Source organism: Streptomyces sp. NPDC090025, assembly GCF_044748125.1.
Lineage (GTDB): Bacteria > Actinomycetota > Actinomycetes > Streptomycetales > Streptomycetaceae > Streptomyces.
Genome location: NZ_JBIVFL010000013.1, coordinates 27,782 through 40,329 on the forward strand (window position 1 = coordinate 27,782; position 12,548 = coordinate 40,329).

Below are 12,548 nucleotides of genomic sequence, written 5' to 3' on the forward strand. Positions count from 1 at the left end.
CAACCCGCCCCCGCTGACACCCTCAACACCCCACCGCCACACCCCCGCACCGGAATTCACCGGTCCACGTCACGGCCCGGCCTGCCCTCGATCACACCTCGATGACACGCCCCCCGGCGCGGAGGCGGCCCGCAGGATGAACCCATGCCGACCCGCCCCCGCCGCCCTTTCGCCGTCGCCGCCGCGCTCGTCGGCGCGCTCACCGCGCTGCCCGCGCTCGCGGGGTGCACCGTGCCCATCGCCGGGGTGACCGGCATCTCGGTGACGGAGGACGGCCGACCGCTCGGCGTGATCGTGATGTGCCACGACCACATCGACGTCGCACTCCTCGCCCTGGACGACCCGGACCCGGAGGCGGTCGAGTACGTCGGCGAATGGGGACGGGCAGACCCGCTCACGGGCTTCTCCACCTGGCCCCTGACGGCCCCCACCACCGCCCCCGCCGACGGCTGGACCGTCGACACGCGCCTGGCGAAGCTGGACCCGAAGCGGAGCTACCACCTCTACGGCGCGACCGAGGACAACTCATGGTCCGCCGTGGGCGTGAGCTTCACCCTCGCCGACCTCAAGAAACTGAAGCCCGGCCAGGTCCTCCGGGAAGGCGCCGAGGGCCCGACGACCACCTCGCTCGAGAACTTCCGCGCCCACACCTGCGACGACTCCTGATCCACCCCGCGCGGCAGGGGGCCACCCTCGCCCCGGATACGCAAGAGGCCCCGGACTCTCGTCCGGGGCCTCTCACCTGTGTGCACTCGGCAGGATTCGAACCTGCAACCTTCTGATCCGTAGTCAGATGCTCTATCCGTTAAGCTACGAGTGCTTGTCTTTTGTTTTTCTGTCTTCGCTCCCCGGCCTTTCGGCCCGCTCGCGGCGACAGGAAGAACATTACATGACTGCCGCCGCCATGTGAAATCCATTGGCCACACCCCTTGCGACCTGCGGAAACGTCCCCCGACGCGCCGTCGCCCCAGCGGCCCCGACCCGCCCCTCGCACCCGCTCCGGCGTTCGAAAACAGGGGAAAGAGACCGGGGTCACATCCCGCCCGGAACGGGGGCCCGGCCATGGCCGTGGCCCCGGGAATGATCGAAGCCCCGGTCCTGGGGACCGGGGCTTCGGTGGGGCGGAGGCGGAGGGATTTGAACCCTCGATGGGCTTTAAGACCCAAACCGCATTAGCAGTGCGGCGCCATAGACCGGACTAGGCGACGCCTCCATGCACTCCGCGCGTGCGCGGAAGGTGCGTGCAGATGATGACACAGACCAGCCGGGTGCCACCAATCGCTTTCACCGTACTAGGCACCAGGGGGCCAGGGCAAAGCCCTCACCCCTTCGCGCCCCCGGCCGCCCCCGCCCGGCGCATCCCGGTTGCGCAACGCGGCGCAGCCCGGAGCGTTAGTGAGGAGTGAGGGAACGACGCCTCACCGCACCCCAGCCCCCACCCGCCCGGAGTCCGACATGCTGCGCCCCCTCCTCCTCGCGACCGCCGCCACCCTCGCGCCCCTCGCCACCACGGTCTTCGGGATCGGCCCGCTGCCCCCGCTGCCGCTGCTCTCCGAGCCGGACACCCTCACCGTGACCGTCGCCAAGAGCGGCTTCAAGGAGGCCGACGGCACCTTCAAGCTCGAATGCGGCGGCGAGGCCGCCGGCACCCACCCCGCCGCCGACAACGCCTGCAAGCGGCTCGAACAGCTCGCGAAGGCCGGCGGAAACCCGTTCGCCCCCGTGCCCGCCGACCAGATGTGCACCGAGCAGTACGGCGGCCCCGCCACCGCCCACATCACCGGCAGCTTCCAGGGCCGCACCATCGACTCCCGGTTCTCCCGCGCCAACGGCTGCGAGATCGACCGCTGGGAGAACCTCCGCCCCGTGCTCCCCCGCGTCACCAACTGACCCGGAGACCAGGGGCCACACCGGCCCCATCTGGCCCGCCAGCCCCGTCGACACCAAAGCTCCACCCCGTCTCCCGAGGCGGAGCCCGCCCCTCCCTTAGACTCCCTCCGTGACAGGCCGGGGCCCGAGGGGCAAGATGGGGCCCGGTCACCAGGCACCAGGCACCAGGCAAGGGCTGCGGGCAAGTGCAGTTGCAGTGGGTTCAGGGAGGAAGCGTCTCGTGAGCAGCAGGCCATCCCGAGGCGCTGCTCGCCTCGCAGCCATACTCGACGCCCTGCCCGACGGCCTCGTGCTCGTCAACTGCAACGGCACGGTCGTCAACGCCAACACCATCGCCCTCGGCATGTTCGAGACCCCCGGCACCGCGCTCGTCGGGCGCGGGCTGCTCGATCTGCTGCCGCAGTTCGACTCGCGCCTCATCCCCGGCTCGATGCGCCGCCCCGAGGGCACCGACGAACGCGGCCGCACCCGGCCCGCCCGGATGACCGCCCGCCGCACCGACGGCAGCGAGTTCCCCGTCGAGGTCACCAGCGCCAGCCTGGAGGACGGCCGCGAGGCGTACGACTCGTACAGCGGCTACACCGGCGACGAGCTGCTCATGCTCGTCGTCCGCGACCTCACCGGCACCGTCGACACCGAGGCCGAACTCGCCCGCTCCCAGCGCCAGACCGAGATGATCCTGCGCGCCGCCGCCGAGGGCGTCGTCGGCACCGACACCGAGGGCCGGGTCGTCCTCGTGAACCCCGCCTTCGCGCAGATCCTCGGCTACCGCGCCGGTGAACTCGGCGGCGCCGAGCTGCACCCGCTGATCCTCCCCAAGCGCCCGGACGGCGAGCCCTTCCCGTACGAGGAGTCCCCGCTCGCCGACACCCTCAAGTCCGGCCGCAAGCACCGGGTCCGCGGCCAGGTCCTGTGGTCCAAGAGCGGCGACCGGGTGCCCGTCGACCTCACCACCGCGCCCGTGCGCGACGGCGACCAGCTCGTCGGCGCCGTCATGACCTTCACCGACCGGCGCCCGTACGAGGAGCTGACCGAGGGCCACACCGCCGAGCTCACCGCCCTGCGCGAGGCCCACGCCGCCGAACTCGCCGAGCTGCGCGAACGGCACGAGGCCGAGCTCGCCCGGCGGCAGGAGCGGTACGCGACCGAGCTGGCCGAGCAGCGGGAGCGGATCGCCGCCCTCACCGCCCGCCAGGAGCAGCTGACCGCCGTCCTCGGCGAGTCGCTGCGCGGACCGCTCCAGGAACTCCGCGCCCAGCTCGGCGCGCTCGCCGCCGACGACGCCGGACAGCTCTGGCCCGAGGCCAACCAGGTGCTCCACCACCTGTCCGCCGGGTACGCCCGGATGACCACCCTCGTCGACAACGTCCTCGGCTACCAGCGGCTCGACGCGGGCACCGAGAAGCTCGCCAAGGGCCCCGCCCTGCTCGACGCCGTCGTCACCGGCGGCATCGACGGCGCCGTGGAGCTGATCGGGCCCGGCCGCGCCCAGTTCGCCGTGCACGCGCCGCCGATCGAGGCCGAGGTCGACGCCCCCCGGCTCGTCACCGCCCTCGCCCACCTCGTCGCCGACGTCGCCGGGGTCGACGCCACCGGCAAGACCACCCACGCCACCGCCGGCGGCGGATACGTCGACTCGACCATCGTCGTGGCCGCCGCGCAGCGCGGTGATGTCGTACGGATCGAGGTCCGCGGCCCCTACCCGGGCGGCGACCCCGTCCACCAGCCCATCGTGCGCGGGATCGTCGCCGCGCACGGCGGAGTCGTGCAGACCCACGAGGTGCCGGGCACGACCGGCGGCGCGTACGTCGTCGAGCTGCCGCTCGGCACCGGCCGCGGCACCGTCGCCGCGCCGCCCCAGCCCGCCGGCCTCACCCCGGCCCTGCCCGCCGCACCCAAGGACGCGGGCCCGGACGCGCCGGATGCCTCGCGCCTCGCGCTGCCCGCCGTGCCCGCGCTGCCCGCCCAGGCGTCCGCCCCCGCCGCCGACGGTCCCCAGGGCGGCGGCGGCCGTCGCCGGGCCCGCCGGGCGTCCACGGACGCGTTCCTGGCGAGCCCGCTGGCCCCCGAGGCCGAGGAGACCGCGGACTCCCCCGAGTCCGGTCCCGGTCCGGTGCCCGTACCTGTGCCCGTGCCCGTGCCCACCGGGCGCCGTCGCGGCCGGATGGACGACACCCCGCCCGCCGGTACCCCGGCCGAGCTGATCCCCGCCCAGAACGCCGGGCCGGTCGCCGAAGCCGCTCCCGCCGCCTCCGGCTCGTCCGGCGGCACCGGCCGCCGTCGTGGCCGTCCCGCCGAGGGTGCCGTCGTCACCGCCGCCGAGGGCGCGCAGAGCCGCCCGGCGCTCGGCGCGGGGCTCGGGGACACCGTGCCGCCGCAGGGCGTCTCCGCCGACGCCCCCGGGCGTCCCGGCGGCGCGCTCGCGCTGCCCGCCGTGGCCTCCGAGGGCCCCGAAGCCCCGGAGGGCGAGGAGCAGGGCCAGCGGCCGACGGGGCGCAGGCGGCGGGCGCTCGCCGCCGCCCAGGAGCGGGCCGCGGCCGCCGAGGCCGGACCGCGCACGCCGTTCGCGCTGGGCCCCGCCGACGCCGACCGCCCCGAGACGGATGAGACCCCCGAGAGCCCGGTGACCCCCGCGGTCCCCGAGACCCATGAGTCTCGTGACTCTCGTGACTCTCGTGGTGTCCATGGGGCGGTACGAGGGATCCCGGACGAGGACCACACGCCGCCGCAGCCGCACCCGCTGCCCGCGTCCGCGCCCACCCCCGTACCGACGTCCTCGGCGTTCCCGCCCCTGCCCCCGCTGCCTCCGCTGCCCACCGCCACGGGCACCGGCTCCGTACCGCTGCCGCCCGAGGCCACCGCCCCCGCCCCCGCCGACGGCGGCGCGGGCTCCGGCACCCAGGGACGGGCGTTCAGCGTGCGGACGCTCGGCCAGGGCGTGCCGTTCGCCAGGACCGGCACGGCGACGCCCGCCGCCGGAACCCCGGCCCCCGCCGCCGCCCAGGCCCCCGCCCCCGGCCGCCGCCGCAAGCTCGGCAACCCGGCCGAGGAGGGCCGCCAGGCCGTCGCCCAGGAGCCGGTGAAGGCCCCCGCGGCGCAGGTCCCGGCACCGGCCGCCGCGCCGACCGCCGCCCAGGAGTCCGCGAAGGCGCACCCCCCGGCCGAGGCCCCCATGCCCGTGCCCACGCCCATGCCCATGCCCGTGCCCGTGCCCACGCCCATGCCCATGCCCATGGCGGTTCCCGTGCCCGTGCCCGTGATGGCGCCCGCCGCGCCGCACGCGCCCGAGGGGCGCGCGTACGCCATAGGAGCGCCCGCCGAGGGCTCGGCCGAGGGTCCGGAGCCGCTGGACGGACCCGGGGGTGCGGTCGAGGTGGCGAACCGGCCCGCGCCGCAGCCCGTCGACGACGAACTGCCGCCGGAGCCGTTGGACAACCCGCGCCGGCTGCTCGTGTGGCCCGCGCCCGACGTCTCCACCCAGCAGGCGCTCAGCGACCGCGGCTACCGGCCGGTGATCGTGCACTCCCGCGAGGAGGTCGACGCGCAGATCGCCGCCTTCCCGGCCGCGCTCTTCGTCGACCCGCTGACCGGCCCGATCACCCGCACCGCGCTCCAGTCGCTGCGCCAGGCGGCCGTCGCCGCCGAGGTGCCGGTGCTGCTCGCGGCGGGACTCGGGCAGGCGACCCGGGAGGCCGCGTACGGCGCCGACCCGGCCGTCCTGCTCAAGGCGCTGGCCCCCCGGGACAGCGAGCAGCACCCGTCCCGGGTCCTGCTGATCGAGGAGCACGACGACATCGCGCTGGCCCTCGCGGCCACCCTGGAGCGGCGCGGGATGCAGGTGGCGCGGGCGGCGACCGACACCGAGGCGGTGGCGCTCGCCCAGCAGATCCGGCCGAACCTGGTGGTGATGGACCTCATGCAGGTGCGCCGCCGCCGGGCCGGGATCATCGACTGGCTGCGCGCCAACGGCCAGTTGAACCGTACGCCGCTGGTCGTCTACACCTCCGCCGGGCTTGACGGGGCCGAACTCCCGGGCCTGGCCTCGGGGGAGACGGTGCTGTTCCTCGCGGAGCGCTCCACGAGCGCCGAGGTGCAGGCCAGGATCGTCGACCTGCTCGCGAAGATCGGCACCAACTGACCTTCTGGAAGGGCCGGTCGGCGCCGGTCTTCGCGGCGGCCGTCAGAGCTCGGTGACGTCCAGCTCGCCCGCCGCGTACTGCTTGCGGATCACCTTCTTGTCGAACTTCCCGACGCTCGTCTTCGGGACGGCCGGGACGATCGCCCAGCGCTCCGGCAGCTGCCACTTCGCGATGCCGCCCTCGGCCGCGAGGAAGGCGCGCAGCTCCTCGTAGTCGGCGGTGGCGCCCTCCTTGAGGACGACGGTGGCCAGCGGGCGCTCGCCCCACTTCTCGTCGGGGACGGCGACGACGGCCGCCTCCGCCACCGCCGGGTGGCCCATCAGGGCGTTCTCCAGGTCGACCGAGGAGATCCACTCGCCGCCGGACTTGATGACGTCCTTGGCCCGGTCGGTGAGGGTGAGATAGCCGTCGGTGCTGATGACCCCGACGTCACCGGTCTTCAGCCAGCCGTCCGAGCTGAACTTGTCCTCGGGGCGGAACGGTTCGCCGTCGGCGCCGCCGTAGTACGCGCCCGCGATCCAGTTGCCGCGCACCTCCAGCTCGCCCGCCGACTCGCCGTCCCAGGGCAGGAACTCGCCGCCGGGACCGACGAGCCGCGCCTCGACGCCCGCCGGGAACCGCCCCTGGGTGATCCGGTAAGGCCACTGCTCCTCGGCCGACAGCCCGGCCGGCGGGTGCGCCATGGTGCCGAGCGGGGAGGTCTCCGTCATGCCCCAGGCGTGGCAGAGCCGGACGCCGAGCCGGTCGTACGCCTCCATCAGCGCGGGCGGACAGGCCGCGCCGCCGATCGTCACCTGGGCCATCGAGGTGAGGTCGCGCGGCCGGGCGGTGACCTCGGCGAGCAGGCCCTGCCAGATGGTGGGCACGGCGGCGGCGTGCGTCGGCCGCTCCCGCTCGATCATGTCGGCGAGCGGCGCGGGCTGCAGGAAGCGGTCCGGCATCAGCATGTTGATGCCGGTCATGAAGGTGGCGTGCGGCAGCCCCCAGGCGAGCACGTGGAACTGCGGGACCACCACGAGGGTCGTGTCGGCGTCGGTCAGACCCATCGACTCGGTCATGTTGACCTGCATGGAGTGCAGATAGATCGAGCGGTGCGAGTAGACGACGCCCTTGGGGTCACCGGTGGTGCCGGAGGTGTAGCACATGGCGGCGGCGGCGCGCTCGTCCAGCTCGGGCCAGGCGTACGTGGTGGGCCGGCCGGCGATCAGCTCCTCGTACTCGTGCACCCGGGCGTTCGCGCCGTCGAGCAGCCCACGGTCGCCCGCGCCGCTGACCACGATGTGCTCGATCGTCGGCAGGTGCGGCAGGAGCGGGGCGAGCAGCGGCAGCAGCGAGCCGTTGACGAGGACCACGCGGTCGGCGGCGTGGCGGACGATCCAGATCAGCTGCTCGGGCGGGAGCCGCAGGTTGAGGGTGTGGACGACGGCGCCCATCGAGGGGATCGCGAAGTACGCCTCGACGTGCTCGGCGTTGTTCCACATCAGGGTCGCGACCCGCTCCCCCGGCGTCACCCCGAGCTCGTCGCGCAGGGCACCCGCCAGCTGGGCGGCCCGGGCACCGGTCTCCGCGAAGGTGCGGCGCTGCGGCTCGGCCTCACCGGTCCAGGTGGTGATGACGGACTTCCCGTGGATCCGGGCCCCGTGTTCGAGGATGCGGGTCACGGTCAGCGGTACGTCCTGCATCGTGCTCAGCACGGCGTCCTCCCGGTGGGCGCTACGTGGCAGTAGGGATGGCCCGATTCTGCTCACGTACCACGCGGTATGTCACTACCCGGGAGTACCCAAATCGCCAGTGAACACTGGCGGGACGCGGAACGACCTCCGGGACCCCCGGAAAGAACGGGAGGTGGCCGGGTGGCTCAGCAGGCGGGGGCCAGCTCCGGGTCCTCGCGGAGCTTGCCGAGCGCCCGCGAGACCGCGCTCTTGACCGTACCGATCGAGACACCGAGCACCTCGGCGGTCTGCGCCTCGCTCAGGTCCTCGTAATACCTGAGGACGACCATCGCCCGCTGGCGGTCGGGGAGCTTCATCACGGCGCGCCACATCGCGTCGTGCAGCACCTGCCGCTCCGCCGGGTCCGGCGCGGGCACCCCGGTGGGCTCGGGCAGTTCCTCGCACGCGAACTCGTCGACCTTGCGCTTGCGCCACTGCGAGGTCCTGGTGTTGAGCAGCGCCCGGCGGACATAGCCGTCCAGGGCACGGTGGTCCTCGATGCGCTCCCAGGCCACGAAGGTCTTGGTGAGGGCCGTCTGGAGCAGGTCCTCGGCGTCCGAAGGGTTGGCGGTCAGCGAGCGCGCGGTGCGCAGCAGGACGGGGCCGCGGGCCCGGACGTACGAGCTGAACGTCGGGTACGCGGCGTACGGCGCGGGGCCGGTGGCGACCGTGGAGGCGCCGGTGCAGACGGGGCCAAGAGGCGGCGGAGTCATGGTTCCACGCTATGAGCGGACCCTCCCCCCGTGGATCGGTCCCAGGTCGCGAACCACGATCCCTCTCAGGTTGTAGGGGTGGGGACAGCTGGACCTCCTCTGGGTGGAGCCCTTCTCGACCCTGAGTCAGGGTCGGGGGGTGGTGGAGTCAGGGTCGAAGGGTGAGGGGGAGCCGGTCGAGGTCCGGTCGAGGTCTGGTCGAGCGGTGGTCGAGCGGTGGTCGAGCGGTGGTCGACGGCGGCTCGGGGCATGGGCGGAGGGGACGGGTCCGCCGTTCACTCCCCCGCCGCCACCCACGCCACCGGCGCGTCGACCTGGCTGCGGTCGATCACCAGCCGCTGCCCGCCGTGCGTCTCGGTGACCTCGCCCGCGTACTGGTGGATCCGCCCGTGCGGGCGCCACGCGTCCGGGTGCAGGGTCCGTTCGGTGTCGAGCGCGGGCGGCACCCGCCAGCGCGCGAACCACACCGCCACCGGCAGGTCGCCGGTGCCCGCCCGGCGCTCCCGCTCCAGCTGCCGCACCCCCGTCTCCGCGCTGCTGTAGAACCCCGGCAGATAGCCGAGGCGGCGCACCTCGCGGTTCCAGGCCCGCATGAACAGGACGGTGGTGGCGGTGCAGCGGGCGTCGCCCGTCCGGTACGCCTCGATGTCCAGGTACAGCGGACTCCCGGGCGCGATCCGCAGCCCCCGGGCGGCCCGCACCGCGTCGCCGCCCTCCCGGGTGCCCTGGGTCCAGGGCGTCTTCCCGATCGCGTACTTCCGCTTCGCCTTGGCCAGCACGCACGGCGGCTGCGAGCCGACGAACAGCGGCAGCAGCCGCCAGCCCTGCTCGTGCACGGTCGAGACCCAGTCCGCGGTCAGCCGGCGCTGCTGGCGGCAGCCGCGCCCGCGCCCGCCGAAGTAGATGCCGACGGCGCGGTACGGGGACGTCCGCCAGGCCGTCATGGTGCGCAGCGGCGGCGCGTCGCAGGTGTCGAAGGCGCGCCCGGCGAAGTAGCGGGGGGCGGGGGCGGTGCCTGCGATGCCTGCCGGGGCGGGCGGGGCCGGGGCGGCTGAGGCCGGTGGGGCGGCCGGGGCCGGGGCGGGCGCGGCGAGGAGCGCGGCGGCGGCGGTGACCACCGCGAGCGCGCCCGCGACCGGGGCCCGCATCCGGGAACGGCGGACCGGGCCGCGGCGGCGCGGGCGGGGTGCGGGCCGGGGTGGGGCCTGCGGCGGGGCGGGGTCGTCCTTCGCCATGATGTGAGTGGTCGTCATGGCGTGAGTGAAAGGCCGCCCGCCCCGCGCGGCCACCGCAACGGCCGTGCCCTCAGCCGTCCGAGCCCAGGATCAACCCGGACGTGGGAACCCCGGTGCCCGCCGTCACGAGGGTCGTGGCCGCCCCCGGCACCTGGTTGACGGCGGTGCCGCGGACCTGCCGGACCGCCTCCGCGATGCCGTTCATGCCGTGCAGATACGCCTCGCCGAGCTGCCCGCCGTGGGTGTTCAGGGGCAGCGCGTCGGCCGCGACGAAGTCGGCCGCCTCGCCGGGACCGCAGAAGCCGAACTCCTCCAGCTGCATGAGCACGAAGGGGGTGAAGTGGTCGTAGACGATGCCGACGTCGATGTCGCCCGCCGTCATCCCCGAGGTCCGCCAGAGCTGCCGGGCGACCACGCCCATCTCGGGCAGCCCGGTCAGACCGTCCCGGTAGAAGCTGGTCATGGCCTCCTGGTTGCGCCCGGCGCCCTGTGCGGCGGCCACGATCACGGCGGGCGTCCGGCGCAGGTCGCGGGCGCGTTCGACGGAGGTGACGACGATCGCCTGGCCGCCGTCGGTCTCCTGGCAGCAGTCGAGCAGCCGCAGCGGATCGGCGATCCAGCGGGAGGCGGCGTGGTCGGCCAGGGTGATCGGCTTGCCGTGGAACCAGGCGGCCGGGTTCGTCGCCGCGTACCGGCGATCGGTCACCGCCACGTGCCCGAACGCCTCCGGCGTCAGCCCGTACGCGTGCAGATAGCGCTGGGCGGCCATGGCGACCCAGGAGGCGGGGGTGAGCAGCCCGAACGGCAGCTGCCAGCCGAGTGCCGCGCCCTCGGCGGACGGTTCGCGGTGCTGCACGCCGGAGCCGAAGCGGCGGCCGGAGCGTTCGTTGAACGCCCGGTAGCAGACGACGACTTCGGCGACCCCGGTGGCGACGGCGAGGGCGGCCTGCTGGACGGTGGCGCAGGCGGCGCCGCCGCCGTAGTGGATCCGCGAGAAGAAGGATAGCTCGCCGATGCCGACCGCCTGGGCGACGGTGATCTCGGGGCTGGTGTCCATGCTGAAGGTGACCAGGCCGTCGACGTCGGCGGGGACCAGCCCGGCGTCGTCGAGCGCCGCCCGCACCGCCTCCACGGCGAGGGTGAGCTCGCTGCGGCCGGAGTTCTTGGAGAACTCGGTGGCCCCGATCCCGGCGATCGCGGCCCGCCCGCCGAGCGTGTCGCGCGTGTGCACGCTCATCGGCCCGTCACCTCGCCGGACCGGGGGAGTTCGAGGGTCGCGGTGCCGGTGACGTGGTGGCCGATGCCGTTGGCGCCGACCACCCGCACCCGCACCAGGCTCCCGTTGCCGTTGCCGTTGCCGTTGCCGTTGTCGTCGACCGCGGTGACGGAGCCGGTCAACGTCATGGTGTCCCCGGGGTAGTTGGGCGCGCCGAGCCGGATGGCGACCTTGCGGAGCACTGCGGTGGGCCCGAAGTGGTCGGTGAGGTAGCGGCCGACCAGGCCGTTGGTGGTGAGGATGTTCATGAAGATGTCGGGGGAGCCCTTCGCGCGGGCCAGTTCGGCGTCGTGGTGCACGTCCTGGTAGTCGCGGGAGGCGACCGCTCCGGCGACGATCAGGGTGCGGGTGATCGGGATCGCGAGCGGTGTCAGCTCGTCGCCGACCCGGACGGCGGGCGCCGGGTCAGGGGTCGGGCCGGGGGCCGGGTCAGGGCCGGGGGCCGGGTCAGGGGTCGGGCCGGGGGCCCCGGCGCGGGCCGGATCCGTTGCCTCGTCGTACGTCATGCGTCCTCGCCTCCGTCGTTCGCGAGCAGATCGCCGAGTTCGGCGAGGAGTTCGGTGCCGCCGCCCAGGTACGCGTCGAGCTGCCGCCCCCACAGGAAGTGCCGGTGCACCGGGTGGTCCAGGTCGGCGCCCATGCCGCCGTGCAGGTGCTGCCCCGCGTGGACGACCCGCTTGCCCGCCTCGGACGCCCACCAGGCGGCGGTGAGCGTGTGCGCGGCGGCCGGCAGGCCGCGGTCGTGGCGCCAAGCGGCCTCGTAGGCGGTGACCCGGATCGATTCGGTGTCCATGTGGGCGTCGGCGGCCCGGAGTTGGACGCCTTGGTGGGAGGACAGCGGGCGCCCGAACTGTTCGCGTACGGAGGTGTACGCGACGGCCCGGGCGAGCGAACCGGCGCAGACGCCCGCCTGGAGCCCGGCGAAGGCGATCCGGGCGGCGGCGAGCACGTCCTCGTACGTGGACCCGGCCCCGGACCCGGGTGCCTCTGCGACCGGCCCGAGCCGCTCGGCCGGGGCTCCGTCGAGGACCAGCCGTCCGGCCGACCAGGGCGCGGTCAGCTCGACCGCCGCCACCTCGGCGGGCACCCGGGCGAGCCAGAGCGCACGGCGGCCGTCCGGTACGAGGACATGGGTGGCGTCACGGAGCCAGGGCACCCAGGGGACGGTGCCGGTCAGCCGTACGCCGGAACCGTCCCCGGCGGGCTCCGCCCGTACCCCGACCCCCGCAGGGGCCGGGAAGGCGGCGGTCACGACGGTGGTCCCGGCCCGGAGTCCGGGGAGCAGCCGGGCGCGCTGCTCGGCGGTGCCGTGCCGGGCGACGGCGAGCAGCCCGTACACGCAGCTCGCGGTGAACGGCACCTGGGCGGTGGTCCTGCCCTGCTCCTCGGCGAGCAGGACGAGACCGAGCAGTCCGGTCTCCTCGACGGACTCGGGCAGGCCCGCCGCGCACAGCGCCTTCCACAGCTCGGCGTCCGTGCCGGTCCCGGTGGCGGCGAGCCGCTCGGGGGTGGCGAGGTCGCCGAAGATCCGCGCGGCCAGCTCGCGGGCCGCCTCCTGCTCCTCGGTGGGCGTGAAGTCCATC

9 protein-coding genes and 2 tRNA genes are annotated in these 12,548 nt (G+C 74.7%); 3 read left to right on the forward strand and 8 right to left on the reverse strand.

Annotated elements, in window-relative coordinates:
- Positions 1–144: 144 nt before the first annotated feature.
- Positions 145–666, forward strand: coding sequence for a hypothetical protein (locus ACIPXM_RS26255; protein WP_401659948.1), 522 nt, complete (start codon positions 145–147; stop codon positions 664–666).
- Positions 667–747: 81 nt separating this feature from the next.
- Here ACIPXM_RS26255 and ACIPXM_RS26260 read toward each other — a convergent pair.
- Both ACIPXM_RS26260 and ACIPXM_RS26265 read right to left on the reverse strand, forming a co-directional pair.
- Positions 748–820 (reverse strand) — tRNA-Arg (locus tag ACIPXM_RS26260).
- Between the two features lie 302 nt (positions 821–1,122).
- Positions 1,123–1,213 (reverse strand) — tRNA-Ser (locus ACIPXM_RS26265).
- Positions 1,214–1,455: 242 nt separating this feature from the next.
- Between ACIPXM_RS26265 and ACIPXM_RS26270 the strand changes: the two genes are divergently transcribed.
- Positions 1,456–1,890: an SSI family serine proteinase inhibitor gene (locus ACIPXM_RS26270; RefSeq protein ID WP_401659950.1), complete on the forward strand. Its 435-nt coding sequence runs from the start codon at positions 1,456–1,458 to the stop codon at positions 1,888–1,890.
- A gap of 220 nt (positions 1,891–2,110) precedes the next feature.
- A complete protein-coding gene (locus ACIPXM_RS26275; protein ID WP_401659953.1) occupies positions 2,111–6,028 on the forward strand; it encodes a PAS domain-containing protein in 3,918 nt (1,305 codons plus the stop codon).
- Positions 6,029–6,070: 42 nt separating this feature from the next.
- On the opposite strand, the gene ACIPXM_RS26280 is transcribed toward ACIPXM_RS26275, so the two are convergent.
- From ACIPXM_RS26280 to ACIPXM_RS26305, 6 genes are all read right to left on the reverse strand, one after another.
- Positions 6,071–7,723, reverse strand: coding sequence for a long-chain fatty acid--CoA ligase (locus ACIPXM_RS26280; protein WP_401659955.1), 1,653 nt, complete (start codon positions 7,721–7,723; stop codon positions 6,071–6,073).
- Between the two features lie 164 nt (positions 7,724–7,887).
- Positions 7,888–8,454 carry a SigE family RNA polymerase sigma factor gene (locus tag ACIPXM_RS26285; RefSeq protein ID WP_401659958.1) on the reverse strand — a complete coding sequence of 189 codons (567 nt, stop codon included), beginning with the start codon at positions 8,452–8,454 and terminating at the stop codon, positions 7,888–7,890.
- Positions 8,455–8,729: 275 nt separating this feature from the next.
- Complete coding sequence (locus ACIPXM_RS26290; protein WP_401660373.1) at positions 8,730–9,602, reverse strand: DUF1906 domain-containing protein; 873 nt, start codon at positions 9,600–9,602, stop codon at positions 8,730–8,732.
- A 157-nt stretch (positions 9,603–9,759) separates the two neighbouring features.
- Positions 9,760–10,926 (reverse strand): lipid-transfer protein, encoded by a 1,167-nt coding sequence (locus tag ACIPXM_RS26295; RefSeq protein ID WP_401659961.1) that lies wholly within the window; start codon positions 10,924–10,926, stop codon positions 9,760–9,762.
- Positions 10,923–11,471 carry a MaoC family dehydratase gene (locus tag ACIPXM_RS26300; RefSeq protein WP_401659964.1) on the reverse strand — a complete coding sequence of 183 codons (549 nt, stop codon included), beginning with the start codon at positions 11,469–11,471 and terminating at the stop codon, positions 10,923–10,925. Before ACIPXM_RS26300 ends, ACIPXM_RS26295 begins: the two co-directional genes overlap by 4 nt.
- Entirely contained in the window at positions 11,468–12,547 is a 1,080-nt protein-coding gene (locus ACIPXM_RS26305) for an acyl-CoA dehydrogenase family protein (RefSeq protein WP_401659967.1), read from the reverse strand. The genes ACIPXM_RS26300 and ACIPXM_RS26305 overlap by 4 nt, the downstream gene beginning before the upstream one ends.
- Between the last annotated feature and the right edge of the window lies 1 nt (position 12,548).

What these genes read in the sequence shown, in the direction of transcription:
- ACIPXM_RS26255 (WP_401659948.1), top strand. Translation starts at nt 145, where the DNA reads ATGCCGACCCGCCCCCGCCGCCCTTTCGCCGTCGCCGCCGCGCTCGTC.
- ACIPXM_RS26295 (WP_401659961.1), bottom strand. Translation starts at nt 10,926, where the DNA reads ATGAGCGTGCACACGCGCGACACGCTCGGCGGGCGGGCCGCGATCGCC.
- ACIPXM_RS26305 (WP_401659967.1), bottom strand. Translation starts at nt 12,547, where the DNA reads ATGGACTTCACGCCCACCGAGGAGCAGGAGGCGGCCCGCGAGCTGGCC.
- ACIPXM_RS26300 (WP_401659964.1), bottom strand. Translation starts at nt 11,471, where the DNA reads ATGACGTACGACGAGGCAACGGATCCGGCCCGCGCCGGGGCCCCCGGC.
- ACIPXM_RS26270 (WP_401659950.1), top strand. Translation starts at nt 1,456, where the DNA reads ATGCTGCGCCCCCTCCTCCTCGCGACCGCCGCCACCCTCGCGCCCCTC.
- ACIPXM_RS26290 (WP_401660373.1), bottom strand. Translation starts at nt 9,602, where the DNA reads ATGCGGGCCCCGGTCGCGGGCGCGCTCGCGGTGGTCACCGCCGCCGCC.
- ACIPXM_RS26285 (WP_401659958.1), bottom strand. Translation starts at nt 8,454, where the DNA reads ATGACTCCGCCGCCTCTTGGCCCCGTCTGCACCGGCGCCTCCACGGTC.